Annotated in this window: 27 protein-coding genes; 15 read left to right on the forward strand and 12 right to left on the reverse strand. The window is 59.7% G+C overall.

Going from position 1 to position 22,919, the window contains the following annotated elements:
* The first annotated feature begins 40 nt into the window (after window positions 1-40).
* The 3 genes from AB5Y92_RS13455 to AB5Y92_RS13465 all read left to right on the forward strand — a co-directional run bounded on the left by AB5Y92_RS13455 (window position 41) and on the right by AB5Y92_RS13465 (window position 2,927).
* Window positions 41-1,567, forward strand: a complete 1,527-nt coding sequence (locus tag AB5Y92_RS13455) for a YjjI family glycine radical enzyme (RefSeq protein ID WP_201986199.1) — start codon at window positions 41-43, stop codon at window positions 1,565-1,567.
* A 10-nt stretch (window positions 1,568-1,577) separates the two neighbouring features.
* Window positions 1,578-2,465, forward strand: a complete 888-nt coding sequence (locus AB5Y92_RS13460) for a YjjW family glycine radical enzyme activase (RefSeq protein WP_368226960.1) — start codon at window positions 1,578-1,580, stop codon at window positions 2,463-2,465.
* 138 nt (window positions 2,466-2,603) lie between these two features.
* The gene (locus tag AB5Y92_RS13465) at window positions 2,604-2,927 is read left to right on the forward strand and encodes a DUF1820 family protein (protein WP_204385000.1); all 324 of its coding nucleotides are present in this window, start codon (window positions 2,604-2,606) and stop codon (window positions 2,925-2,927) included.
* Window positions 2,928-2,990: 63 nt separating this feature from the next.
* Here AB5Y92_RS13465 and AB5Y92_RS13470 read toward each other — a convergent pair whose 3' ends face one another.
* The 3 genes from AB5Y92_RS13470 to AB5Y92_RS13480 all read right to left on the reverse strand — a co-directional run bounded on the left by AB5Y92_RS13470 (window position 2,991) and on the right by AB5Y92_RS13480 (window position 5,732).
* A complete protein-coding gene (locus tag AB5Y92_RS13470) occupies window positions 2,991-3,923 on the reverse strand; it encodes a LysR family transcriptional regulator (protein ID WP_368226961.1) in 933 nt (310 codons plus the stop codon).
* Between the two features lie 168 nt (window positions 3,924-4,091).
* The gene (locus AB5Y92_RS13475; RefSeq protein WP_368226962.1) at window positions 4,092-5,288 is read right to left on the reverse strand and encodes an aromatic amino acid transaminase; all 1,197 of its coding nucleotides are present in this window, start codon (window positions 5,286-5,288) and stop codon (window positions 4,092-4,094) included.
* 168 nt (window positions 5,289-5,456) lie between these two features.
* The gene (locus AB5Y92_RS13480; protein ID WP_033114018.1) at window positions 5,457-5,732 is read right to left on the reverse strand and encodes a metal/formaldehyde-sensitive transcriptional repressor; all 276 of its coding nucleotides are present in this window, start codon (window positions 5,730-5,732) and stop codon (window positions 5,457-5,459) included.
* Between the two features lie 71 nt (window positions 5,733-5,803).
* Between AB5Y92_RS13480 and dmeF the strand changes: the two genes are divergently transcribed.
* From dmeF to pspG, 4 genes are all read left to right on the forward strand, one after another.
* Window positions 5,804-6,760: a CDF family Co(II)/Ni(II) efflux transporter DmeF gene (gene dmeF, locus AB5Y92_RS13485; RefSeq protein ID WP_201986202.1), complete on the forward strand. Its 957-nt coding sequence runs from the start codon at window positions 5,804-5,806 to the stop codon at window positions 6,758-6,760.
* Between the two features lie 210 nt (window positions 6,761-6,970).
* Window positions 6,971-7,633 (forward strand): phage shock protein PspA, encoded by a 663-nt coding sequence (gene pspA / locus AB5Y92_RS13490; RefSeq protein WP_368226963.1) that lies wholly within the window; start codon window positions 6,971-6,973, stop codon window positions 7,631-7,633.
* A gap of 2 nt (window positions 7,634-7,635) precedes the next feature.
* Window positions 7,636-7,842 (forward strand): PspC domain-containing protein, encoded by a 207-nt coding sequence (locus AB5Y92_RS13495; RefSeq protein ID WP_005335873.1) that lies wholly within the window; start codon window positions 7,636-7,638, stop codon window positions 7,840-7,842.
* A gap of 48 nt (window positions 7,843-7,890) precedes the next feature.
* On the forward strand, window positions 7,891-8,109 hold the full coding sequence (pspG, locus tag AB5Y92_RS13500; protein WP_005335871.1) for an envelope stress response protein PspG: 219 nt from the start codon (window positions 7,891-7,893) through the stop codon (window positions 8,107-8,109).
* A 90-nt stretch (window positions 8,110-8,199) separates the two neighbouring features.
* Here pspG and AB5Y92_RS13505 read toward each other — a convergent pair whose 3' ends face one another.
* Window positions 8,200-8,544, reverse strand: a complete 345-nt coding sequence (locus AB5Y92_RS13505; RefSeq protein WP_368226964.1) for a GIY-YIG nuclease family protein — start codon at window positions 8,542-8,544, stop codon at window positions 8,200-8,202.
* 44 nt (window positions 8,545-8,588) lie between these two features.
* On the opposite strand from AB5Y92_RS13505, the gene AB5Y92_RS13510 reads away from it, so the two are divergent.
* Window positions 8,589-9,323 carry an ABC transporter substrate-binding protein gene (locus AB5Y92_RS13510; RefSeq protein ID WP_108541231.1) on the forward strand — a complete coding sequence of 245 codons (735 nt, stop codon included), beginning with the start codon at window positions 8,589-8,591 and terminating at the stop codon, window positions 9,321-9,323.
* Here AB5Y92_RS13510 and rarD read toward each other — a convergent pair.
* On the reverse strand, window positions 9,305-10,195 hold the full coding sequence (rarD, locus tag AB5Y92_RS13515) for an EamA family transporter RarD (RefSeq protein ID WP_368226965.1): 891 nt from the start codon (window positions 10,193-10,195) through the stop codon (window positions 9,305-9,307). The genes AB5Y92_RS13510 and rarD overlap by 19 nt on opposite strands.
* Before the next feature lie 99 nt (window positions 10,196-10,294).
* Here rarD and AB5Y92_RS13520 point away from each other — a divergent pair, with 99 nt between their 5' ends.
* Window positions 10,295-10,882, forward strand: a complete 588-nt coding sequence (locus tag AB5Y92_RS13520) for a uracil-DNA glycosylase family protein (RefSeq protein WP_247823502.1) — start codon at window positions 10,295-10,297, stop codon at window positions 10,880-10,882.
* Between the two features lie 4 nt (window positions 10,883-10,886).
* Here the strand turns inward: AB5Y92_RS13520 and AB5Y92_RS13525 are convergent, their stop codons facing one another.
* On the reverse strand, window positions 10,887-11,744 hold the full coding sequence (locus tag AB5Y92_RS13525; protein ID WP_368226966.1) for a DMT family transporter: 858 nt from the start codon (window positions 11,742-11,744) through the stop codon (window positions 10,887-10,889).
* A gap of 91 nt (window positions 11,745-11,835) precedes the next feature.
* Between AB5Y92_RS13525 and AB5Y92_RS13530 the strand changes: the two genes are divergently transcribed.
* Window positions 11,836-12,726 (forward strand): LysR substrate-binding domain-containing protein, encoded by an 891-nt coding sequence (locus tag AB5Y92_RS13530; RefSeq protein WP_368226967.1) that lies wholly within the window; start codon window positions 11,836-11,838, stop codon window positions 12,724-12,726.
* Between the two features lie 12 nt (window positions 12,727-12,738).
* Here the strand turns inward: AB5Y92_RS13530 and znuB are convergent, their stop codons facing one another.
* Together znuB and znuC are read right to left on the reverse strand one after the other, a co-directional pair.
* Window positions 12,739-13,518 (reverse strand): zinc ABC transporter permease subunit ZnuB, encoded by a 780-nt coding sequence (gene znuB, locus AB5Y92_RS13535; RefSeq protein WP_270656555.1) that lies wholly within the window; start codon window positions 13,516-13,518, stop codon window positions 12,739-12,741.
* A gap of 21 nt (window positions 13,519-13,539) precedes the next feature.
* Window positions 13,540-14,316, reverse strand: a complete 777-nt coding sequence (gene znuC, locus AB5Y92_RS13540; protein ID WP_005354861.1) for a zinc ABC transporter ATP-binding protein ZnuC — start codon at window positions 14,314-14,316, stop codon at window positions 13,540-13,542.
* A gap of 93 nt (window positions 14,317-14,409) precedes the next feature.
* Here znuC and znuA point away from each other — a divergent pair, with 93 nt between their 5' ends.
* Window positions 14,410-15,342 (forward strand): zinc ABC transporter substrate-binding protein ZnuA, encoded by a 933-nt coding sequence (gene znuA / locus AB5Y92_RS13545; protein WP_164536042.1) that lies wholly within the window; start codon window positions 14,410-14,412, stop codon window positions 15,340-15,342.
* 67 nt (window positions 15,343-15,409) lie between these two features.
* On the forward strand, window positions 15,410-16,084 hold the full coding sequence (locus AB5Y92_RS13550) for a transglutaminase-like cysteine peptidase (protein WP_005335848.1): 675 nt from the start codon (window positions 15,410-15,412) through the stop codon (window positions 16,082-16,084).
* Here AB5Y92_RS13550 and AB5Y92_RS13555 read toward each other — a convergent pair.
* Window positions 16,079-17,020 (reverse strand): TAXI family TRAP transporter solute-binding subunit, encoded by a 942-nt coding sequence (locus AB5Y92_RS13555; protein WP_164536043.1) that lies wholly within the window; start codon window positions 17,018-17,020, stop codon window positions 16,079-16,081. The two genes, AB5Y92_RS13550 and AB5Y92_RS13555, sit on opposite strands and share 6 nt — an antisense overlap.
* Window positions 17,017-18,315 (reverse strand): LapD/MoxY N-terminal periplasmic domain-containing protein, encoded by a 1,299-nt coding sequence (locus AB5Y92_RS13560; RefSeq protein WP_368226968.1) that lies wholly within the window; start codon window positions 18,313-18,315, stop codon window positions 17,017-17,019. The genes AB5Y92_RS13555 and AB5Y92_RS13560 overlap by 4 nt, the downstream gene beginning before the upstream one ends.
* Window positions 18,316-18,575: 260 nt before the next feature.
* Between AB5Y92_RS13560 and mepM the strand changes: the two genes are divergently transcribed.
* Entirely contained in the window at window positions 18,576-19,913 is a 1,338-nt protein-coding gene (mepM, locus tag AB5Y92_RS13565; protein ID WP_042081590.1) for a murein DD-endopeptidase MepM, read from the forward strand.
* Window positions 19,914-19,984: 71 nt separating this feature from the next.
* Here the strand turns inward: mepM and AB5Y92_RS13570 are convergent, their stop codons facing one another.
* On the reverse strand, window positions 19,985-20,929 hold the full coding sequence (locus AB5Y92_RS13570) for a D-2-hydroxyacid dehydrogenase (RefSeq protein ID WP_005363043.1): 945 nt from the start codon (window positions 20,927-20,929) through the stop codon (window positions 19,985-19,987).
* A 162-nt stretch (window positions 20,930-21,091) separates the two neighbouring features.
* Here AB5Y92_RS13570 and AB5Y92_RS13575 point away from each other — a divergent pair, with 162 nt between their 5' ends.
* Complete coding sequence (locus AB5Y92_RS13575) at window positions 21,092-21,673, forward strand: YjaG family protein (protein WP_111900243.1); 582 nt, start codon at window positions 21,092-21,094, stop codon at window positions 21,671-21,673.
* Window positions 21,674-21,744: 71 nt separating this feature from the next.
* On the opposite strand, the gene AB5Y92_RS13580 is transcribed toward AB5Y92_RS13575, so the two are convergent.
* The gene (locus tag AB5Y92_RS13580) at window positions 21,745-22,224 is read right to left on the reverse strand and encodes a MarR family winged helix-turn-helix transcriptional regulator (protein ID WP_013723454.1); all 480 of its coding nucleotides are present in this window, start codon (window positions 22,222-22,224) and stop codon (window positions 21,745-21,747) included.
* A 163-nt stretch (window positions 22,225-22,387) separates the two neighbouring features.
* Between AB5Y92_RS13580 and AB5Y92_RS13585 the strand changes: the two genes are divergently transcribed.
* The gene (locus AB5Y92_RS13585; RefSeq protein WP_005335836.1) at window positions 22,388-22,915 is read left to right on the forward strand and encodes a hypothetical protein; all 528 of its coding nucleotides are present in this window, start codon (window positions 22,388-22,390) and stop codon (window positions 22,913-22,915) included.
* Window positions 22,916-22,919: the final 4 nt, after the last annotated feature.

Raw genomic sequence — 22,919 nt, forward strand, 5'->3', positions numbered from 1 at the left:
AATGGTGAGGATATGGGTTCTATCCGTGAAGGAGTGTCCCATGTCTTTGATCGAAACCTGTCAGCGCATCGTGCGCGATCCCCATCTCTCCGCCGCCCAGAAAAGCCACGCGCTGGCGCTGGCCGCCGAGAATGCGTTGCCCTACCCCGACCTGCCTGCCGCAGTCGCCGAGGCGATGGCGCAGGGATTTATCTGCGACATGTTCGAAGGGCACGCCCCTTACAAGCCACGTTATGTACTGCCGGACTATGAAAAATTCCTGACTCAGGGCTCTGCCTGGCTGGAGTTGGCGGCGCCGCAGGATTTCGACGAGGCGCTCAACGCCCTGCGCATCCTCTATCACCATGTCCCCTCCGTCACCGGCATGCCGGTCTGGCTGGGGCGGCTCGACCATCTGCTGTTGCCGTTTGTTGGCGAACTGGATGACGAGACCCTCTATCGCAAGCTGAAGGGGTTCTGGGTCTATCTGGATCGGGTGCTGCCGGACGCCTTCATGCACGTCAACATCGGGCCGGATGACAACCGCATCTGCCGTCTGATCCTGCGTATCGACAACGAGCTCAAGCAGGTGGCGCCGAACCTCACCTTCTTCCACGATCCGGAGCAGACCCCGGACGATCTGCTGCTGCAGGCGGTGAAGAACATCGCCGAGTGCAGCAAGCCGCACATCGCCAACTACCCGATCCACCGCGACACCTTCGACAATCGCGGCTTTGGCATCGTCAGCTGCTACAACGCCCTGCCGCAGGCCGGTGGCGCCAATACCCTGGTGCGCATCTCCCTTAAGCGGGTCGCCGAGCAGTGTCAGGGGATCGATGACTTCCTCGGCTGCCTGCTGCCCCACTACTGCCGCTTGGCCTCTCAGCTGATCGAAGCGCGGGCCGCATTCCTCCACGAGGAGTCCGGTTTCTTCGACAGCTTCCTGGTGAAAGAGGGGCTGCTGGATGAGGATCGTTTCGTCCCCATGTTCGGTATCTACGGCATGGCGGAAGCGGTCAATATCCTGATGGATAAAGAGAATCTGCCGGATCGCTACGGCCATGGCGAGGAGGCGAACCAGCTTGGCTATCGCATCTCGGCCCAGCTCTCGGAATATGTCACTGCGACGCCGCAAACCCATGCCTGGGGTGGTCGCGCCCTGCTGCACTCGCAAGGTGGCCTCAGCATCGATGTGGCCGTCACCCCCGGGGTGCGCATTCCTTACGGCCATGAGCCGGATCCGGCCAGCCATGTGCTGGCGCTGGCGCCGCACCACACTTATTACCACTCGGGGATCAGCGAGATCCTCACCCTGGATCCCACCATACGTCAGAACCCGCAGGCGCTGCTGCAGCTCTGCAAGGGGGCGCTCGCCATCGGCATGCGTGAGTTCACCGCCAACGTGGCCGACAGCGATCTCGTGCGGGTGACCGGCTACATGATCCGCAAGAGCGACGTGGCTCGCTTCGCAGAGGAGGGATCGCGCTTGCAGACCACCTGTCTCGGTGCCGAGGCGAGTGAAGTGACCGCCATTCGTCAGCGGGCACCGCGAGTGGTCGCCCACGAGTCGACCATCTGCGAGTATTGAGTTCGTCCTGATGGCTGATGTTTTGCCAACACGCAGCGCCCTGGTGAGCAGGGTGCTGCCGTTCTCCTGTGTCGACGGGCCGGGCAACCGGCTGGTGCTGTTTCTGCAGGGCTGCAACTTTCGCTGCCCCGGCTGCCATAACCCCCACACCATCGGGCTGTGCGACGATTGCGGTGACTGCCTTGCGGTCTGTCCGAGCGGCGCCCTCGCCATGAGCGAGGGCAAGGTTCATTGGCAGGCGGCGCTCTGCACCGATTGCGACGCCTGTCTGGATGCCTGCCCCCGCAGTGCCAACCCCAAGACCGCCATCATGACGGTGGCCGAGGTGCTGGCGCTGCTGCGCCGCTACGGCCCGCTGTTGAGCGGGATTACCGTCTCCGGCGGCGAGGCGACCACCCGGCTTCCTTTCGTGGCGGCCCTGTTTCGCGCCATCAAGGAGGCGCCGGATCTGGCCCATCTCAGCTGTCTGCTCGACAGCAATGGCTCGCTCGCGGAGACTGGCTGGCAGCGGCTGCTGCCGCAGCTCGACGGCGCCATGATCGACCTCAAGGGGTGGCGTGACTCGGTACATCTCTCCCTGACCGGCTATGGCCGCGAGCGGGTGCTGGCCTCGCTGCAACTGCTGGCACGCCACGGCAAGCTGACCGAACTGCGGCTGCTCCATGTGCCGGGCAAGAGTGATTTTCTGGATGCGAGTGGAGAGCTGGAAGCGGATCTTGCCGCCTTCTTGCAGCAGCTTGGGCCTGTGCCCATCCGCATCAACGGCTTTCGCCATCACGGGGTGCGGGGGGAGGCCGCGCAATGGCCAGAGGCCAGCCATACCGAGCTGGAAGAGCTGGCCAGCCGCTTGCGCACAGCGGGGCTGGGGCCGGTGTCACTGCCTGCTTTGATGGGCTGAGTGGCTGCGTCATCCGGTGACCGTCATGGTGTGAGGTGCGGCATGGAAAGGCCGCAACTGTGATTTCTGTCTATTGGAGGGGGCGAGAACGGCGGCTAGAATAATGGCCATCTTCTTACCCCTCAATGACAGATAATCATGAGTGAAAGCAAGGCGTTATATCGGGTTCAGTTTATTTGCCACAGCGAGCGCTACGAAGTCTATGTGCGCGAAGTCAATCAGGGCCAGCTGTTCGGTTTTATCGAGATTGCCGACTTTGTCTGGGACAACCATACGGCGCTTATCGTCGATCCCAGTCACGAGAAGCTCAAGAGCGAATTTGCCGATGTGCGCAAGACCCTTATTCCCATGCATCAGGTGCTGCGCATCGATCAGGTGAAAAAGCAGGGGGCTGCCCGCATCACGGATCTGGGCAGCAACGTCGCCTCCTTCCCCAGCCCCATCTATACCAAACGTCCCTAGTCCCTACTTGCCGTTGATGTTTCGCCGCGGTGAAACATCAATCTCTTCTCGTTGTCGTCCGGCTCAGGGCTCAATCAATTCGCGACCCAGTTGCAGGATCCGCTGGCGGAACCAGTGGCGGGCCGAGCCGTCACCGGCCGGGCCGTACCAGACCAGGCTGTGGCTTACCTTGCCGTAATCGAACGGGGCCGGACGCATTACCAGGTCCGGCTGACTGGCCATGCAGGCTGCCCAGCCACCGATGGCGGTAAGGATCAGGTCGGTTTGGGGCAGCAGGGCCGCCGCGCTGGAAAAGTCTGGCAGGGTGGCGCCAATCTGGCGGCGTCCCTGCTGCTGGGCCAGGCTCTGTTCGAAGAAGGGGTTGGCCAGCTCCTGATCCCGAATGGCGATATGGCGCCCGCTCAGGTAGGCATCGAGATCCCAGGGCTTGGCCAGCGCAGGGTGATCTTTGCGCAGCAGGCAGACCAGCTTCTCCTCCCGCAGGGTCTCCCACACCAGCCCCGGCTGACGGGGCAACGGCTGGCTCTGATCATGGGGCAGGATCACGAAGTCGAGTTTGCCCGCCGCCAGCGCCTCCAGCCCTTGCTCATCCTTGTTCCAGATCTCCGGCACCATGCCCGGCACCTCTTTCATCAGCTGACCCAGAATGGGGCCCACCGGCCAGGTCATCACACTCTCGCGCAATCCCAGTCGCAAGGTGCCCTGCCACTGCTGCGGGTTGAAGGCGTTCTGGCGGGTGAGACCGTTCAGCTCCCCCAGTAGCCGGTGCAGGGTCGGGGCCAGTCGCTCGGCCATGGGGGTGAGCAGCAGCTGGTTGCCCTGGCGGTAGAGCAGTTGATCCCCCAGCAGATCCCGCAGCTGGTTGAGGGTTTTACTGACGGTGGAGGGGGTGGTACAGAGCCGCTCGGCGGTGCGGGTGACGCTCTGGTTGTCGAGCAGCAGGTGCAGGGTGACCAGATGGCGACCTCCCAGCCGAGAGAGAGCGATCAGATCCATAGTGGCTCCTGAAGATAAGTAGATGAAATAAACAGGCTCGGAATCAGGGAGACTCAGCGTGACCCGTTGGCATTCTCTCACAGCAGGGGGAGGGTGAGCAGACCCATCAAGAGGTGACTGTGAACGCAACAGACAAAAAAAGCCCCGCCAAAGCGGGGCTGGTGCTGATTAGCCCTTGAGCACCGCGGCCATAGCGTCGGCCACATAGTCAACGTTGCGACTGTTGAGGCCTGCCACACACATACGACCGGAGCGCACCAGATAGACGGCGAACTCCTCGCGCAGGCGATCCACCTGCTCCGGGGTGAAGCCGGTGTAGCTGAACATGCCGCGCTGGTTGATGAAGTAGCTGAAATCGCGGCCCGGTACCTTGGCGCTCAGCACCTCATAGAGCTTCTGGCGCATTCCCTTGATGCGGGTGCGCATTTCGGTCACCTCGCCGACCCACATGGCGTGCAGCGCGGGCTGGCTCATCACCGCCGCGGTGATCTGACCGCCGTGGGTGGGGGGGCTGGAGTAGTTGCGACGCACGGTGGCCTTCATCTGCCCCAGTACGCGGCTTGCCTCTTCGGCATCTTTGCAGATGACCGACAGGCCGCCGCAGCGCTCGCCGTAGAAGGAGAGGTTCTTGGAAAACGAGTTGCTGACGAAGAAGCTGACGCCCGCGGCCACCATGGCGCGAATGGCGTAGGCATCCTCTTCCAGCCCGTCACCGAAGCCCTGATAGGCGATATCCATAAAGGGGATCAGGTTCTTCTCGACCACCAGCGTGATGACCTGATCCCACTGAGCGCGGGAGAGATCCACCCCGGTCGGGTTGTGGCAGCAGGGGTGCAGCAGCACGATGCTCTTGGCCGGCAGAGTGCTCAGGCAGTCGATCATCGCATCGAACTGCACGCCGCCGGTGGCCGCATCGTAGTAGGGGTAGTCATGCACCTTGATGCCGGCTCCCTCGAACATCGCCTTGTGGTTGTCCCAGGTCGGGTTGCTGACCCACACCTCGGAGGTCGGGAAGTAGCGCTTGAGCAGATCGGCGCCGATCTTCAGGGCGCCGGAGCCGCCGATGGTCTGGATGGTGGCGATACGTCCCGCCTTGACCGCTTCATGGTCGGCACCAAACAGCAGGTGTTGCACTGCGGCGCGGTAGTTGGCGGCACCCTCCATCGGTTGATAGGGGCGCGGGGCCGGGGCGGCTGCGCGCTGGGCTTCGGCCTGCTGCACCGACGGCAGCAGCGGAATGCGCCCCTGCTCGTCGTAATAGAGGCCGATCCCCAGGTTCACCTTCTGCTCGCGGGTGTCTTTGTGGAAGGTCTCGACCAGGGTCAGGATGGGGTCGCCAGCATAGGCATCGACGTGTTCAAACATGGGGGGTCCTTGCGAAATGGAATCCAGAGTATGGCGATCAATGATCGGCGCTCATCATGGCGTAAAGCCGGCGAGGGCTCAAGTCAGAAAGGGGCAGGGCTGGCGGGCCGACACTGGTCTGCTGTAAACGGGATGATGCGGGGCTGCCCGCAGCCCCATTCTCAGGCCTTACTTCAGATAGGATCGCAAGACCCGCACTACCTGATCCAGATCCTCCAGCCGCTCGGCGTGGGTCGCCTCTTCGGCGCCCAGGTGTTCGCGCATGTGCCCTTCCAGCACCTCCAGCATCAGGCCGTTGACGGCACCGCGGATGGCGGCGATCTGCTGCAAAATGGCGGCGCACTCGCTCTCCTGCTCCAGCGCGCTCTCCAGCGCACCGGCCTGTCCCTTGATGCGGCGCACCCGTGCCAGCAGCTTCTTCTTGTCGTGGATGGTGTGGGACATGACGGATCCTCTCGATCAATAAAACTATACTGGGGTATAGTATATTGCATCATCGCTCTCAGGAGAAATCCATGTCATCCCTCGCTCAATCACACTGCCATCAACCCGTCATCCACGAGGGCAATCCGCTGGCCGAACAGAAGACCCGCTGGGCCGTATTGCTGACCGTCATCATGATGATGGCGGAGATTGGCGGCGGCTGGTTCTACAACTCCATGGCACTGTTGGCGGATGGCTGGCACATGAGCTCCCACGCGCTGGCGCTTGGTCTCTCGGTGCTGGCCTATCGCGCCGCACGCCACTTCGCCCGCGACCACAGATTCAGCTTCGGCACCTGGAAGATCGAGGTGCTGGGTGGCTTCACCAGCGCCCTGTTACTGGTGGGAGTGGCCGGATTGATGCTGTTCGAGTCAGTGTTCCGGCTGCTCGATCCCAGCCCGATCCACTATCAACAGGCGATCGCTATCGCGCTGGTGGGGCTGCTGGTAAACCTCGCCTGTGCCTGGCTGCTCAAGGATGATCACGGCCACCATCACCATGGGCATGACCACCGTCATGAGCATCACGACCACGATCATCATCATGACCATGACGATCACCACGGCCATCAGGATCTCAACCTGCGCGCCGCCTATATCCACGTGCTGGCGGATGCGGCCACTTCCGTGCTGGCGATTCTGGCGTTGGTAGGGGGCATGCTGTGGGGCGCTGACTGGCTGGATCCGCTGATGGGCATAGTCGGTGCCGGACTGGTCGCGGTGTGGGCCTGGGGTCTGTTGCGCGACTCTGGTCGGGTGCTGCTGGATGCCGAGATGGATACCCCGCTGGTGGCGGAGATCCGCGAGGTCATCGCCGAGCTGCCGGGCACTGATATCCGCGATCTGCACGTCTGGCGGGTAGGTCAGCAGCAGTATGCCTGCGTGCTCTCTCTGCTGATGGTCAATCCGCTACCGGCGCAACAGATCCGCGAGCGGCTGGCGATCCATGAAGAGCTGGTGCATGTGACCATCGAGATCGCCAGCGAATAAGTAACGATCGGGCTCATGTTGAGTACAAACATTAATGAGAGATTTATGTTGGTAAAAATAACCACTTGGTTGGCTATTTTCACCAATAAACGCTTCTTGACTTTCCTTAGTAAATTCCCATCTATCTGTAAAACAACAATAATTTTTCTTGGCACGGCTCTTGTAATGCTATGGGAAGAGATAGCCATCCCATCAACAAGGAGCCAGACCATGAGCGTATTCAGCCGCCTGACCGACGTGATTAATGCCAACCTGCACAGCCTGCTCGACAAGAGTGAAGAGCCGGAGAAGATGCTGCGCCTGATGATCGAAGAGATGGAGCAGGTGCAGGTCGAGATGCGTACCCAGGCCGCCCGCGTGATTGCCGAACAGAAACAGCTGGAGCGTCACCAGCAGGCGTTGCAGGCGCAGATCCTGGAGTGGTCGGCCAAGGCCGAGCTCGCCATCCAGAAGGGGCGTGAGGATCTGGCCCGTGCCGCCCTCACCGAGAAGCTGGCGGAGGTCAAAAAATGTGAACAGCTGGAGCAGGAAAAGGCCCGGGTCGCCGAGGTGCTGGCCCAACTTACCGCCGACAGCGAACGGCTGGCTGCCAAGCTGACCGAGGCGCGCGAGAAGCAGAAACTGCTGACCCTGCGCGAGCAGACGGCCCACAGCCGCATTCGTGCCCGCGCCCAGGTGGACAACCAGCGCATGCATGAGCTGATGGCGCGCTTTGATGGTTTTCAGGGCCGGGTCGATCAGCTGGAAGCCCAGTTGGAGGCGGCCACCCTGGGGCAGAATCCCTCGCTGGAGGCCCAGTTCCGCGAGCTGGAGCTCAATGACGAGATCGAGCGCGAGCTGGCTCGCCTCAAAGGCCAGAAGGCGGAGGTGTAATCATGAGCCCCTGGCCCAAGGATCTGGTGCATCGCAAGCTGACCGGGGTCTGCGCCGGTATTGCCAGGCGGTTGGGGGTCTCCAGAGTCACGGTGCGGGTGGTGGCACTGCTCGCCCTGATCCTGATGCCGCCGCTGGCACTGGCCGCCTATCTGCTGGCGGTGCTGGTGATGCCGCCCCGTTATGAATTGAAGCGCTGGCTGGATTGACCGAAGGGTTGATCAGCCGGCAGAGAAGGTACTGATAAGGAGCAAGTTATGCTGGAATTTTTCATATTGCTGGTGGTGCTGCTGGTCATGGCTCTGACCGGTTTTACCCTGGTAGCCATGTTGCTGGTGAGCGGCCTGTTCGTGCTGCTTGGGGCGCTGGGTGGCATGCTTGCTTTGATCATCAAGCTGGCTCCCTGGTTGCTGCTAGTGCTGGCGGTTTGCTGGCTGATCAGCAACCGCAGCAAGCGTTCCAATACTTACCTCTAACCCGCCTGAGATTGTGCAAGACGTTGTGTGATGCTCCCTGATTTCCCCTTTCCGGCCACTCATAGAGTGGCCTTTTTTTGCCTGTCGTCCTCAAGGCTGGGTGGCTGCGGGTAACCACTGGTGGCTCCAGTTCTGCCAGAGTACCGGGCTGTGGATCAGCTGCTCCTTGAAGGATTTCGGCTGCTGCTTGAGGCGATATTCGATGCGCAGGGCCACCCCCTTCTCGCCGACTTCCTGTTGCCACGCCAGCGTCAGTGGCCCCTTGCCGCGCAGGGCGCGAGCGCCCTTGCCACTCTGGTGCTGGCGCAGGCGGCGCAGCGGATCCGTGCTGATCCCGGTATAGAGCAGGCCGGTGGCAGTACGCACCATATAGACAGACCAGCGGGAAGGGGCGGATGGTTGCTGTGCCGGTGTGGTGGTCGCGGGTTCTCTCATTCAAATTCTCTGTGCCAAACTCAGAGGCAGCTCAAGGAGGTGCGATGAGAGTCTGGTTTTGGTTGTGGTTACTGTTGTCGGTCCCGGCTCTGGGGGAGACGATCCGTCTCTACGATTACCATCAGCATCCCCCCTTCAACACCGGAGTGGATGCAGGGCTGAGCCGCGAGCTGGTCAAGTATCTCAATGAAAAGCTGGGGGGTGAACCCAGAATCGAGCTCTGGCTGGTCAATCGCGCCCGACTGGCGCTGGAGATGGCGGATCCCGACTTTGACGGTCTGGTGGTCTGGGTCAATCCCGCCTGGGTGGGGGATCCCCATCGCGAGCGCTATCTCTGGACTTTCCCAGTGATGCGCGACACCAACGAGCTGGTCTCGAACATTGACAACCCGGTCACCTATCGCGGGCCAGACTCCCTCAAGGGGCTGGTGTTTGGCGGGGTGGAGGGCTACCGCTATCAGGGGATCGATGATGCAGCTGGCCGCGGGGAGCTGGTACGTCAGGATGCCAAGAAGGTGAAGACCAACCTCGAGCTGCTGGTGCGCGGCCGCATTGATGTGACGCTGGTGAGTGGTTCATCGCTGGGCTTTTTCATCGACTCACAGCACTATCAGGGCAAGCTGTTTATCTCGCCCTTCCCTCAATCCAGCTATACCCGCCATATCCTGCTGCCCAAATCCCGTCCCGAGCTGCATGCCACCCTCAACGACATCGCCGAGCAGATGGACAGGGATCCCCGCTGGCACAAGGTGTTGGAGTCCTATCGCGGTACGCCCTGAGGGCGGCGCTTGAGCCGATGCAGTGGCAACAGGCTCACCAGCAGACCTGCCCAGACAAAGGCGAAACCGACTGCCTTGATGGGGTCCGGCGCCTCACCAAACCAGTAGATGGCGAGCAGGAAGGCGAGGCTGGGCTCGATATATTGCAGCAGCCCCACCGTGCTCATCCGGGTTCTCGCCACCGCATAGCAGAACAGCCCCACCGGCAGCAGAGTAGCGGGCGCACTGCCCATCAGCAGCAGCTTGTCAGCCAGATCTCCGTTCACGAATGCCCCTTCCCCGTGCCATGCCAGCGTGCCGATGATGATCAGCGCGACGGGCAGTTGCACCATGGCTTCCAGATAGAGGCTGGTGCCGGTGTCGTAGTGGCTCTTCTTCTTGATAAGGCCATAGCAGGCGAAGTTGGCCCCCATGATGAGGGAGAACCAGGGGAGCTGGCCGTAGCAGAAGAGCATGTAGGCGAGACCCGCCAGTGCCAGAGCGACTGCCAGATGCTTTTGCGGGGTGAGCCGCTCTTTGAGGAAGATGACGGCGAATACGATATTGAACAGCGGGGTCATAAAGAAGGCGAGGCTGGTGGTCAGTACCTGTCCGGTGGTGAGGCACCAGGTGAACATGCACCAGCTGATCGACATCACTGGACCCGCCAGCAGAATGAGGCCGAGCTGGCGCGGCTCGCTGCGCAGTTGTGCCCAGGGCACTTTGTGGCCAAGCAGCAAAAACAGGGCACCCAGCAGCACCACAGACCAGAGCACCCGGTGGGAGATCAGCTCCCACATGTTGACCTCGGGCATGAATTGATAATAGAGCGGCAGCATCCCCCACAGGATGAAGGAGAGGGTCGCGGTGCCGGTACCTAGCCAGTTTTTCATTATTATCCGTTTATTAAATTAAACATCCATGGCGATAGTAGGGGGCGCGCCCTGTTTCCACAAGAGGGAAAACAGGGAAATGCTGGTACTATCAACGTCATGCAGCGAATCGATAAGTTGTTTGAGCAAATCAGGGCCTGCCGTCTGTGCGAGGCTCATCTGCCGCTGGGGCCTCGTCCGGTGATCCGCGGGGCCGAGAGTGCCCGCCTGCTGATCATCGGTCAGGCGCCTGGCACCCGGGTGCATGCCAGCGGTATCCCGTGGGATGACCCCTCCGGTGACCGGCTGCGCCAGTGGCTCGGGGTCGATAAGGCCACCTTTTACGACCAATCCCGCATCGCCATCATGCCGATGGGGCTCTGTTATCCCGGCAGGGGAAAATCCGGCGATCTGCCACCCAGACCCGAGTGCGCACCCACCTGGCACGACAAGGTGCTGATGCTGCTGCCCAATATCGAGCTGACCCTGCTGATCGGCCAATATTCACAAGCCTACTATCTGCGGGGGGCAGCCAAGGGATCGCTCACCGATACGGTGCACAGCTGGGCCGACTATGGCCCCGGCTGGCTGCCGTTGCCGCATCCCTCCCCACGCAACACCCTCTGGCTCAGGAAGAACCCCTGGTTCGAGCAGGAGATCGTCCCCCATCTGCAGCAAAGGGTCGCCCCTTTGCTGGAACGACCCTGAGCGTTTAAACCGCTGGCTCGGCCAGCGGTTTTGGCTTGCTGCGCGCCATGGCGATGAGCGGCAGGACGATGCAGATACAGCCCAGCAGCAGCGGCAGACCGGGCTGCTCGTCAAACAGCCACACCCCGATGGCCACCGCCATCAGCAGACCGGTGTACTCCGCCGAGGCGATCTTGCTCGCCTCCGCCTTGCGATAGGCCACCACGCACAATCCCGCATAGACCATGATCAGCGCCGAAGAGCCGAAGGCGGGCCACCACATCTGCCACTGCCAGTCGCCCCCTTCCCACAATGCCAGCGCCAGGATAAAGGGCATGCTCAGCACGTTGGTGAAAAACAGGGTCTGGGCGATGGGCTGCTTGTGCGGGATCCGCTTGATCAGCAGATTGTTGAGCGCCATCGACAGCGCCACCCCGAGCGCCGCCAGTGCGGCCCAGTTCACTTCAGTCGGGCGCAGCACGATCAAAACCCCGATAAATCCGATGACTGCGGTCAGCACCTTCTGGCGCGAGATCGCTTCCCCCGCCATCCACACTGCCAGCGGCACCATCATCAGGGGGGCGGCATAGAAGAGGGCATTGGCAGTGGCGAGCGGCAAGCGGGTGAGGGCCACCACCATCAGGCAGACGCCGACCGCCCAAATATGGGCCCGCAGCAGGTGCCACTTGATGGCCACCGGTGGGTTGCGGCGCCATGACCAGAGCAGCCAGGGCATCAGCAGAATGGCGGCCGAGAGCTGGCGGAAAAAGACAAACTGGAAGATGGGCTGATCTGGCTCCAGCACCTTGACCAGTGCATCGGAAAAAACCGCCACCATATTGCCCAGCACCAGATAAAGGATGCCGATCCCTACTGCATTCATACCACCTCCCACTTCAGATGAGCGGAGGGTAGCGTGCCGGTTGATATCCAGTAAAATGATAAAAAATGACCACTCATGAGATATTTAGATAATGAAGCTTCCTCCTCTGCGTGCGGTGCAATATTTCGAGGTAGTGGCCCGGCTGCTCAGCTTCTCCCGTGCCGCCCTTGAACTGAACGTCAGCCAGAGTGCGGTCAGCCACCAGATCCGCCTGCTGGAGGATTTTCTGGGTGAGCGCTTGCTACTGCGTCAGGGGCGGTTGCTCTCGTTGACTCCACAGGGGGAGAGCTACTTCGAAGGTATTGCCGCCGGGCTCAGCCAGATTGCCCAAAGCAGCGAACAGCTGCGTGGTGGTGGCGAGATGCGAGTCCGGCTCGCGGTCTACAGCTCGTTTGCGGTGAAGTGGTTGATCCCCCGCCTGGCGGGATTGCGCCAGCTCTACCCCGAGCTGGATTTGAGTCTGGAGATGGTGGCGGAAGACCCCGAACTCTCCGATAGGGTGGCGGATTGCTTTATCACAGTCTCACCCCACGGGCGTGGCTACTGTCACGATCTTATCTATCAGGAACGGCTCTTTCCGGTCTGCAGTCGCCGCCTGTTGCAGCAGGTCAGCGGGGAGTGGCCTGAGGCCATTTGGCAGTTGCCATTGCTGTCGGTTCAGTCCATTTACAAGGCGCGGGGCGAGGATTGGCAGCGCTGGGCCAAGGCGGGCGGGCTGGTGATCCCGGACGAGGCGCGGATGCACCATTTCAGCCATGTGCTGCTGGCGATGGAGGCGGCGGCCTGGGATCAGGGGGTGGCGTTCGTGAATGACTACATGCTGCGGCCCGATGATCCCCAGCTGGTGGCCTTGCCGGTACACCAGCTGGAGACGGGGGATGCCTTCTACTTTACCTGCAAGCGCTCGCGGGCCCATGAGCCCGCCATCAGCCGATTGCGCCAGTGGCTGGTGATGGAGACACGCCAGAGCATGCCCTTGTAATTGCCCGGGTTATCAGGCTTTTTTGAACTGGCTCAGCACAAACAGGCTGGTGGCGCAGACGACGACAGAAGGCCCTGCCGGAGTATCTTGATACCAGGAGAGGGTCAATCCACCCAGCACGGCGAGGCAGCCAATCAGCGCGGCAAAGCCCGCCATCTGCTCCGGCGTCTGGCTGAAACGGCGGGCGGTGGCGGCGGGGATGATCAGCAGGGAGGTGATGATCAGTGCCCCGACAAACTTCATCGCCACGGCAATCACCAGCCCGATGAGCAGCATCAATACGCAGCGCAGCAAATCGACCCGGATCCCCTCTACCCGTGCCAGCTCTTCCGAGATGGTCATGGAGAGCAGGGGATCCCACAGTCGCCACAGGGTGAGCAGTACCAGCGCGCCACCGCCGTAGATCCAGAGCAGATCCATCGGTTGTACCGAGAGCAGGTCGCCGAACAGGTAGGCCATCAGATCCACCCGCACGTTATCCATAAAACTCAAGGTAACCAGACCGAGGGACAGGGCACTGTGGGCCAGAATGCCGAGCAGGGTATCGGTGGCCACCTGCTGGTTGCGACTCATGATCACCAGCAGCATCGCCATGGCGAGGCAGCAGACCACCACCGCCAGGGTGAGATCGACCTGCAGCAGGATGCCCAGCGCGATGCCGAACAGGCAGGCGTGGGAGAGGGTGTCGCCAAAATAGGCCATCTTGCGCCATACCACGAAGCTACCGAGGGGACCGGCCAGCAGGGCGATGCCGAGACCGGCCGCGAGGGCGTATAACAGAAAGCTGTCCACTTGAATGTCCTGTTGCTTGCGCTATTTGCTGTGAGCGTTGTTGCGAGAGGGCAGGCGGATGACGGGAGCCTGCGGTTCATGATGATGGTGTTCGCCGTCGCAGTGGTGATGGTGGGTATAGACCGCCAGCACCTCCTGCTCCGGTCGCCCGAACAGGCGGGCAAATTCGGGGTGGCGCGCCACGCTTTCCGGCTCGCCATGACAGCAGACGTGGCGATTGAGGCAGATCACCTCGTGGGTGCTGGCCATCACCAGATGCAGGTCGTGGGATACCATCAGCACGGCGCAATTGAACTCGGCGGCGAGCTGACCGATGAGGGCGTAGAGCTCGATCTGGCCAGTGATGTCCACGCCTTGAACCGGCTCGTCCAGTACCAGCAGCTCGGGTTTGACCAGCAGGGCGCGAGCCAGCAGCACCCGCTGCATCTCACCGCCGGAGAGTTTTTGCATCCGGTTTTCCAGCAATCCCTCTGCGCCCACCCGGGCCAGAGCTTCCTCGATGGAGAGGCGGCTATTTTTGCCCAGTTGCAGGAAGCGACGCACCGTCAGCGGCAAGGTGGGATCCAGATAGAGGCGCTGCGGTACATAGCCGACTCTCAGATCGCGGCTGCGGGTGATCTTGCCTGAATCCGGCGTGAGCAGGCCCAGCACCAGCTTGCTCAGGGTGCTCTTGCCCGCCCCGTTGGGGCCGACTAGTGTGGTGATTTTGCCTTTATTGAGGGTAAAGGAGACCTTGTCGAGCACAGAGCGTCCATCAAACGAGAGAGAGACCTCTTTCAGCTCTACCAGTTGGCTCATGACAACTCCGGGGTTTACAGCCAGTGAGAGTTATAATATAACAAAAAGCGGCTGTTATATTATCACATACTCACCCCCTGACGAGATTCACCAATGAGAATTATTGCGCTTTTCACTGCCCTGCTGGCGGTGAGTTTGCCTGTTCGTGCCATTGAGGTACTGACCACCATCAAGCCCCTTGGCTTCATCGCTGCGGCGATCACTGACGGGGTGAGCGAGCCCAAGGTATTGCTGCCGACCGGTGCCTCTCCCCACGATTTTTCCCTGCGCCCTTCCGATATTCGCAACATCAACAGTGCTGGGCTGGTGGTGTGGGTTGGCCCCGAGCTGGAAGGTTTTATGGCCAAGCCGCTGGCTAATCATCCCCATGCTCTGGCCCTGACTCAGGTTGAGGGGATGCCGCTGTTCAACTACGCGACTCAGGATAGTCACGATTCCCATGATCATGATGATCACGATCATGCCGCCCACGAGCACGGTGACCATGATGAAGGGCATGAGGGACATCATCACGAAGGGGTCGATCCCCATATCTGGCTTGGCCCGACGCAGGCCAAAGTGATTGCCAAGGCGATCGCAAGTGAATTGGGCAAGCTGGATCCGGCCAATCAGGCTCGCTATGACGCCAACCTAGCGGCATTTGATGCCAAAGTGGATGCCAAAGACAAGGTGATTGCTGGCCAGATGAAGGCAGTGAATGAGAAGGGGTACTTTGTATTCCACGAGGCGTATGGCTACTGGGAGCGCCACTACGGCATGAGTTCAAAGGGTCACTTTACCGTGAGCCCTGAGCGTCGCCCGGGCGCCAAGACCCTGGTGGATATTCGCAAGGCACTGGAAGAGAAGCAGGCGAGCTGTATTTATGCCGAGCCGCAATTCTCACCGGCTGTGATTGAGTCGGTGGCACGCAATACTGGCGCCAAGGTACTGTTGCTGGATGAGGTGGGTGAACAGGTGCCACTCGGCCCGGATGGTTATCCCCAATTCATGCAACAACTGGCAGACGCATTCGCCCAGTGTCGCTGATCGCCTGCTGAGCCTCTCATCCGGAGGGACTATACTGACCTCCAGCATCTGACATGGAGTGTCCGGTATGAAATGGTTGTTGATCCCGGCTTGCACGTTGGCGCTATGTTGCGCCAACGTGCAGGCTTCGCGTCTTTCCGAATATATTGCCAGTCCGGACCTGCGGGCCAAGCTGCAGGAAGTGTATGGTGGTCGGGCCATCCAGCGGGCCGAGGCATTTTCTCGCCTGCTCACCCCCAGAGCGGGTACAACCGACCAGCAGAAGATCGAGCTGGTGAACAACTACTTCAACAATCTGACCTACAGCGAGGATCCCAAGCTGTGGGGGGATGAGGATTACTGGGCCAATCCGCTGGAGTTCATCGGTGCCCGGGGTGGGGATTGCGAGGATTACAGCATCTCCAAGTACTACACCCTGATGGAGCTGGGGGTGGATGAGAAGAAGCTGCGGCTGGCCTACGTCAAGGCGGTGCGTTACAACCAATTCCACATGGTGACGCTCTACTTCCCGACGCCCAAGGCTGATCCACTGGTGCTCGACAACATCAACAGCCGGATCCTGCCAGGCAGCAAGCGAACCGATCTCATCCCCGTTTACAGTTTCGATGCCAAAAGCATCTGGATAATGAAGTCACGGCGGGAAGGGACGCTGGCGGGGAGTGCCGATCGGTTGGCGCAGTGGACATCGATGAAGACCCGTTTCTCCAGCGAGCAACTGCGCTCCCCTCGTCGTCAGTTATAGCTTGCCCGCCGCCTTCAACTCATCGAAATATTTCGCCGCGCCCGGATGCTGTTCAATACTCAGCACCGGGCCGGTTTTATTGCGTGCCCGGTGAAACATATTGGCGTAGCCATAAGTCTGCTCATTGAACTTGGTCTGCTGGGTCAGCATGGCCTTGGTCAGACGATAGACAGACTCTTCCGGCATGGTGGCATTGGTAACCAGGGTGGCGGCAATGGCAAAGGTGGGCGTCGCCTTCAGATTGCCGGGGTAGATGCGGGCAGGCACCTGACTGCGTTGGTAATATTTGACCCCCTTGAGTAGCTGATCCCGGGTGGCCCCATCGATGGGGAGGAAACTGACTGCGCAACGTTTGGCGGTGTCGAGCACAATCCGGTTAGGGTGTCCCATCACCAGTGCAAATGCGTCGATCTGCTTGCTGCAGAGCGCATCCGGCAGGTTGGCCATGCTCTTCAGATCGAGATCCTGCTCTTTCGCTCCCAAGATGTTGAAGAGGGTCAGCGCCGTCTGGCGGGTTCCCGAGCTCTTCAACCCCATGTCGATGGGGGCGAGCTTGAGCTGTTCCAGTGAAGTGATATCGCCATCGGCACGGATCACTATGGTGAAGGGCTCGGCATGGGTGGCAAACAGGGCGCGCAGCTCAGGTTGCGGCTGGGTGGTAAAAGGGCCCAAGCCCTGGCTTGCCTGATATAGCCAGTCTGATTGCACCATGGCGTAGGAGGTCTCGCCACTCTTCAGCCGCTTCAGGTTTTCTATTGAACCCGATGAGCTTTGCAATGTGCACGCAAGTTGCTCATCGACCTCATGGGCCAGACGGCAAAACTCTTTGATTATCTGGTGATAAATCCCCTGCTCACCCCCGGTGGTGATAGTCACGGTTTCAGCCATCAGGCCGGGTTGCCACAGCAGGGGCAACAGCATGGCGAGCTTCTTCATGATTGCGCCTCCTTGGCATAACCATCGATACCCCAGGTCCGCAGTTTGTCGATGTCGCGACACTCTCCCGATTCTGCCAGCAGGGTATAACCGGCGGCATGCATGGTTTGGGAGAGCAGATTCCAGTAGAGCGGTTCATCGGTCAGCTGACAGCTGATAAAGATGGGATTGAGCGGGTCAAGTTGATTGAAGGTATCCGCATTGAGGGGAATGGCGCTGAAGGCGAGCTCACACCCCTGTTCCTGCAACGCGGCCAAGGTAGACTGGCCGTGGGCGGGGAATGTGGCTACATCCCAGCGCCAATCCAGAGTTTTTCCTCGCCCCTGGCTTAGCATAGGGGCGATCTCGGACCATTGCGGGTGATTGAGCAGGGAGAGGGGCAGCAAGACCCCTTCTATATGAGAGTGCTGCCACTGTTGCAGGGCGCTCTGGATGGTTGCGAGATCGCTGTCGGCACCGAGGGGTTGGCTGGGCAAGAAACGCTGATAGAGCGCGATCTCCCCTTGTGTGGAGACAAATTTTTGCAGTTGCCCGCCTTCCGGCAGTGGGCTCACTCCTTGCAGCGGCTGTGGGGTTGTCAGTGGCAGCTGTTTTCCCAGCTGGGTGATTTTGAGTCGTTGTTGCAGCAGATCCCGTTTGCGTTCGGAAACCAATTGGTTGATGGAAAGTGCCACTTCTTTGAGGTCTTGCAACCAGGGAGTGGGCAGGGTGCTGTTGAACTGGTGTTTGCGGATACGGATCAGCTGCAGGTTGATCTGCTCCAGGGGCTGCAGCAGGCGTTTGCACACCAGGGAGATGATCAGGGTAAATACGACGAGGCCCGCCAGCAGCGCCAGACCGGTGCGACTGATGGCATTCCACAGATGTTGATAGGCGTAGCCGCTATGTCCTTCAAGGGTCAGAGTGCCCAGCATGCGCCAGCCATCGGTCAACTCTTGCTCAATCTTGACGGGGGGCATGCCGATAACCGAGGGAAGCCAGCCGGGGACATTTTGCTGGGTAGAGTGGAATACCTTCTGAAACAGCAACTGGCCATCAGGATCGATCAGGGTGACCGAGCTGACGAAGCCGCCGTCGAACATGGCATTGACAATGGTCTCGGCCAGCACATTGTCGTCATTGAGCAGGGTTCCTTGCAGCACCAGCCCGAGAGCGGTGATGGCGGTTTCCAGGTTGGCTGACATCTGGTCGAGGATGGATTGGCGGACCGTCGTGACTTCCAGTGCAAACAGCAGCGCTGCACCGATCAGGAACAGGACGACAATTATTCTGATTAACAGTTTTGCTAACGACATATCCACTCCATGGAAAAGTTATCGCAACATTTTAGGTTTCTATTCAGTAGCGAATCCGACCCGGTTCTTAAAAATAGGAAAAAATGGTTAAAAAAGACGATCATTTCTGCCCATCCGGGCAGGTTATGCATAAAATGTGAGGTTCATGCAGATTGTGATGAACTATTTGTAACTATTTGTGTCCAACAAACAGTTTTATACGGTTTTGTCACAACTGACATCGCAACTCACACTCTTTAGATCTAAATACAGGATAGCGGATGAAACGTCTCCGTCCCTTGGTAGTACAGGCTGCCAATTGGGAACCACCGGTTCCCCGCAAACACTTTTACGCCATGCTGATGCTGACGGCCATGACCCTGTCAGCAGTGGCATTATTGCCAGCTCCGGGTGACATCCTCGAGCGGCCGCTGCGTCTTGAGTTGCCCATTGATACCGCAGGTACGGCAACCAACGAAAACAACACCGACTTTAACGAAATTCCCGATCACGAACTGGTTGATCAGAGTGCGCCGGATGACGACATCCCGGTCGACACCACCCCCCAGTGGCAGGATTACCGGGTCCGCAACGGCGAAAACCTGACCGCTATTTTTAACAATCTCGGTCTATCCACCACCACCCTCTACAAGGTGCTGGACGCGGACAACAAGAACTATCTGGCGCGCCTCAAGCCGGGCCAGAATATCGAGCTGCTGATCGATCAGGACAACATCCTGCAGCAACTCAAAATCCGCCTGAACATCAAGCAGACGCTGGTGATGGCGCGCAGCGATGATGCCTATACCGCCTCCATGATTAATGAGAAGGTCGAGTGGCAACCGCAGCGTTACAACGGCGTGATCAACGGCAGCTTCTATGTCAGTGCCCGCAATGCGGGGATTCCGGCCAACCATATCCAGAAAATTGCCAACCTGTTCCAGTGGCGAATGAATTTCGCCAAGGATCTGCAGAAGGGCGACAAGTTCAAAGTGCTGGTACGCCAGGAGACGGTGGAAGGCAAGAGCACTGGCAACAGCCAGCTGCTGGGTGTGGAAGTGACCAGCCAGGGCAAGACGGTGTCGGCCTGGCTCTCCGATGACGGCAACTACTACGACGGTCAGGGCAACAGTCTGGAGCGCGGATTCCGCCGCTACCCGACCCACAGCCGCTATCGGATCAGCTCCAATTTCAACCCGGCGCGCAAACATCCGGTAACCGGTATGGTGCGTCCTCACGAGGGCACTGACTTTGCGGTGCCGGTGGGCACGCCAGTGCTGGCGACTGGCGATGGTGTCGTCCAGAAGGCAACCAGCCACCCGCTGGCGGGCACTTATATCGTCATCAAGCATGGCCGTACTCTCTCTACCCGTTATCTGCACCTGAGCAAGCTGCTGGTCAAAACCGGTCAGCGAGTGAAGATGGGCGACAAGATCGGCCTCTCCGGCAACACAGGTCGCTCGACCGGTGCTCACCTGCACTACGAGCTGCGGATCAACAACCGCCCGGTCAATGCCATGACCGCCAAGCTGCCGATGGCTGAACCGCTCAGCGGCAAGGAGCGTCGTCAGTTCCTTGCCAAGGTGAAGAGCTACCGCAAGGAGCTGGCCGCGGGTTGATTCCTGTCGCCACAGCCTGAAATGAAAGGCCCCGCCAGATTGGCGGGGCCTTTTTACATGCGCAGTGAGGGTTAGTAACCCTTGTCGAAGTCGATCTTGCCATCCAGTGGCTGGCCATCGATAAAGCGGATGTAGTTGCGCACAAAGATCTGGGCTACATCATCCGGGAAGCTGTAGGCGCTGTTGTGGGGGGTGACGATGAGGTTGGGTTGGCCCCACAGTGGACTGTCGGCGGGAAGCGGCTCCTGCTCGAACACATCCAGCACCGCCATCGCCAGCTTGCCGGTACGCAGTGCGGTGAGCAAATCGCCCGAGTGCACGGCGCTGCCACGACCGACGTTGAACAGGATGGCGCCCGGTTTGCAGTGTTCGAAGCGGGCGGCATTGAACAGATGACGGGTATCGCGGGTGGCTGGCAGCACGCTGACGATAACATCGGCCTGCGCCAGCATCTTGTTGAGCGCAGGCAGTTGATAAACTTGATCAAACCCGGCCCGCTCCCGACCGCTGCGGCTGATGCCCAGCACCTTCATGCCAAAATGTTTGCCGGTGTGGGCGATATGCTGGCCAATGCTGCCGGTCCCCAGGATCAGCATGGTGCGCCCCTTGAGGCCCTGATAGGGGTGACTCTGCCACAGTCGCTGTTTCTGCTGTTCCCGATAAAGGGGAATTTGGCGCATCAGGCTGAGCAGATGACCAAAGACATACTCGCTCATCAGCGGGCCGAAGATGCCGCGGACATTGGTGAGCTGGTAGTCGCGGCGACTGTCAGGGTCGAGCAGCACATCGACTCCCGCATAGGTGGACTGGAACCAGCTCAGCTTGTTGGCTTTGGGCAGCAGCGGTTTGGCACGGGCCGGTTCGGCCATCAGAATATGGGCTTCGCCGATCAGCTTCTCGGCATCGCTCTGGTTATCGGCTCGCAGAATGCGCAGATGGGGGAGATTGGCGGCCTTGAGCAGCCGTTCGTAGTGAGCATTATCCTGGCTGAGCAAAAGAAGGGTACGTTGGCTCATACTCTTGTTCCTTATCAGAATTTGCGGCGCAACAAGATGCCGCTCTCGACCCATCTTACCTGACTTCATATCGCAACATAGCCGACCAGGGCGCTTTTTCGTTTTCGCCGCGCCCCTCGTGGGCTACAATCTGCCCCACATTTTGCAAAGGATCCGACTCCAGTGTTTGGTGACAAGTTTTATAAGCGACTGGCCGAGCTACAGCCTTGGCAACAGACCGTCTACACCCTGGCGCTGGCAGAGCGCATGTACCCCAACTATGCCCTGTTCTGTCAGGCTTCCGGCTTTGGCAATGCTGGTGCTTTCCGGCATGCGCTGGATCAGATGTGGGTCTACCTCACCGTCAAGGGATCCCGGGTCAATCTGGGTGCCATTCTCGAAGAGTTCGAGTCTCACATTCCGGATCCCCGCAAGTTTGAATCCTACGGTGCCTATCCCGCGCTGGATGCCTGTGTTGCGCTGGGCTGCGCCTACAACTCGGTGATCTGCCGGGTCGGCGAAGAGGCCAACGATGCCAGTCATGCCTCAGTCGGTACTGTGGCCGGTTTTATCGAGCTGCTGGAAGAGCGGGATCTGACCGAAGAGGAGCTCTACGAGCACGAGTACATGGAAGCCGAGCTGGAGTTCCAGGTTGAACTGCTCAAGCGGGTTGCTCATGAGCGCGACAGCGAGCGTATTTTGGCCATCAGAGTATTCGCCTCTCAGGATGGCGTCTCCAATATCGGGATCAGCCTGGAAGAGTAATCCTCTGCGGCTCCTGATCGGAAAAAGCTCCCGTTCGGGAGCTTTTTTTATGCCTGAAATTGTTCAGCAGCTTATGCCTGCTCTTCGGTGAGGGGTCTGACGCTCAGCACCGGGGCCGCGTCGATTTCGTCTGCATTCATCATGGATGAGATGCGTTGCAGGGAGGAGAGCAGCAGGGTCTGTTCCCACGCTTCCAGCGCCTGAAAACGCTGGATGAAGCGCTCTTGCAGCGGGGTCGGGGCCTGGGCCAGCAGGGCGCGGCCTGCGTCAGTCAGTGTCGCGTGAACCTTGCGCTTGTCGGTATTGCTGCGAACGCGCTGCACCAGTTGGCGGCTCTCCAATCGGTCCATGATGGTGGTGGCGGTGGCCTGGCTCATGTTGGTGTGATCGGCCAGCTGACGCATGGAGATCTGTCCCAACTCATCGATCCCTTTGAGCAGCAAGAGTTGCGGGGAGGTGAGCCCGGCTTCTTTGATCAAGCGCCTGGAGTGCATGTCGATGGCACGAATAATCTGGCGCAGGGCGACCAGCACTTCATCATGTTTTTCCATGGGGTGTGCGTCATTGGAGGGCTATGGAGAGGGGCAAAATTTTCCGCCTAATTCGTCACAAGGTCAATATGGTTTTTGCTGTAATAATTTCTGCTCTAACTAATTTTGTGTTAGGTTGACGGGCATTTCACGGAATTCACCCTGACATTTGAGGAGCGAAATGATGAATGACGAGCTGGATATCAAGTCTCTGGTGGCCGAGTTACGTGTGGTCAGAGTGCGCTATGAACTGCCTGATACCTCGGCATTTGTGCGCTATCAGCCTGCCTATGATGAAGACCCCAACAACCTCAAGGTACACCACTATGATGGTGAGTTACCCCTCTCTTGCAGTGAGACAGGTACTTTCAACCTAAAGGAGTTGGTGAATGAATTACGCTACGCCTATGTGCTGGTGCACCTCTTTCCTGACGAAAGTGCCATGAACTTCTATCTGACCGGCCTCGATACCGGCCTGGCCCAGCTGGAGTTCATTGGTGGCTCTTACGACTTCAACCGCCTCTGGATCACCAGCGGTATCTCCAATCTGGGCGTCCCCATGGCCATCTTCCTTGGCAAGCGTCACGCCGTGAATGGCCAGCCCTCGGTTTCGCTGGTGGATCACCGCGAACAAGCGGCTGGCAAACTGGTCTATCGCGCCATCGGCGGGGCCGGTGATCATGTGGGCGAAGACTTTTTCAACAACGACTAAGGAG

It is taken from the genome of Aeromonas sp. R1-1 (assembly GCF_040908495.1).
Lineage (GTDB): Bacteria > Pseudomonadota > Gammaproteobacteria > Enterobacterales > Aeromonadaceae > Aeromonas > Aeromonas veronii.

Excerpts from the sequence above, each read along its gene's own strand:
- AB5Y92_RS13455 (WP_201986199.1), top strand. The coding sequence starts at position 41 with ATGTCTTTGATCGAAACCTGTCAGCGCATCGTGCGCGATCCCCATCTC.
- AB5Y92_RS13460 (WP_368226960.1), top strand. The coding sequence starts at position 1,578 with ATGGCTGATGTTTTGCCAACACGCAGCGCCCTGGTGAGCAGGGTGCTG.
- AB5Y92_RS13465 (WP_204385000.1), top strand. The coding sequence starts at position 2,604 with ATGAGTGAAAGCAAGGCGTTATATCGGGTTCAGTTTATTTGCCACAGC.
- AB5Y92_RS13470 (WP_368226961.1), bottom strand. The coding sequence starts at position 3,923 with ATGGATCTGATCGCTCTCTCTCGGCTGGGAGGTCGCCATCTGGTCACC.
- AB5Y92_RS13475 (WP_368226962.1), bottom strand. The coding sequence starts at position 5,288 with ATGTTTGAACACGTCGATGCCTATGCTGGCGACCCCATCCTGACCCTG.
- AB5Y92_RS13480 (WP_033114018.1), bottom strand. The coding sequence starts at position 5,732 with ATGTCCCACACCATCCACGACAAGAAGAAGCTGCTGGCACGGGTGCGC.
- dmeF (WP_201986202.1), top strand. The coding sequence starts at position 5,804 with ATGTCATCCCTCGCTCAATCACACTGCCATCAACCCGTCATCCACGAG.
- pspA (WP_368226963.1), top strand. The coding sequence starts at position 6,971 with ATGAGCGTATTCAGCCGCCTGACCGACGTGATTAATGCCAACCTGCAC.
- AB5Y92_RS13495 (WP_005335873.1), top strand. The coding sequence starts at position 7,636 with ATGAGCCCCTGGCCCAAGGATCTGGTGCATCGCAAGCTGACCGGGGTC.
- pspG (WP_005335871.1), top strand. The coding sequence starts at position 7,891 with ATGCTGGAATTTTTCATATTGCTGGTGGTGCTGCTGGTCATGGCTCTG.
- AB5Y92_RS13505 (WP_368226964.1), bottom strand. The coding sequence starts at position 8,544 with ATGAGAGAACCCGCGACCACCACACCGGCACAGCAACCATCCGCCCCT.
- AB5Y92_RS13510 (WP_108541231.1), top strand. The coding sequence starts at position 8,589 with ATGAGAGTCTGGTTTTGGTTGTGGTTACTGTTGTCGGTCCCGGCTCTG.
- rarD (WP_368226965.1), bottom strand. The coding sequence starts at position 10,195 with ATGAAAAACTGGCTAGGTACCGGCACCGCGACCCTCTCCTTCATCCTG.
- AB5Y92_RS13520 (WP_247823502.1), top strand. The coding sequence starts at position 10,295 with ATGCAGCGAATCGATAAGTTGTTTGAGCAAATCAGGGCCTGCCGTCTG.
- AB5Y92_RS13525 (WP_368226966.1), bottom strand. The coding sequence starts at position 11,744 with ATGAATGCAGTAGGGATCGGCATCCTTTATCTGGTGCTGGGCAATATG.
- AB5Y92_RS13530 (WP_368226967.1), top strand. The coding sequence starts at position 11,836 with ATGAAGCTTCCTCCTCTGCGTGCGGTGCAATATTTCGAGGTAGTGGCC.
- znuC (WP_005354861.1), bottom strand. The coding sequence starts at position 14,316 with ATGAGCCAACTGGTAGAGCTGAAAGAGGTCTCTCTCTCGTTTGATGGA.
- znuA (WP_164536042.1), top strand. The coding sequence starts at position 14,410 with ATGAGAATTATTGCGCTTTTCACTGCCCTGCTGGCGGTGAGTTTGCCT.
- AB5Y92_RS13550 (WP_005335848.1), top strand. The coding sequence starts at position 15,410 with ATGAAATGGTTGTTGATCCCGGCTTGCACGTTGGCGCTATGTTGCGCC.
- AB5Y92_RS13555 (WP_164536043.1), bottom strand. The coding sequence starts at position 17,020 with ATGAAGAAGCTCGCCATGCTGTTGCCCCTGCTGTGGCAACCCGGCCTG.
- AB5Y92_RS13560 (WP_368226968.1), bottom strand. The coding sequence starts at position 18,315 with ATGTCGTTAGCAAAACTGTTAATCAGAATAATTGTCGTCCTGTTCCTG.
- mepM (WP_042081590.1), top strand. The coding sequence starts at position 18,576 with ATGAAACGTCTCCGTCCCTTGGTAGTACAGGCTGCCAATTGGGAACCA.
- AB5Y92_RS13570 (WP_005363043.1), bottom strand. The coding sequence starts at position 20,929 with ATGAGCCAACGTACCCTTCTTTTGCTCAGCCAGGATAATGCTCACTAC.
- AB5Y92_RS13580 (WP_013723454.1), bottom strand. The coding sequence starts at position 22,224 with ATGGAAAAACATGATGAAGTGCTGGTCGCCCTGCGCCAGATTATTCGT.
- AB5Y92_RS13585 (WP_005335836.1), top strand. The coding sequence starts at position 22,388 with ATGAATGACGAGCTGGATATCAAGTCTCTGGTGGCCGAGTTACGTGTG.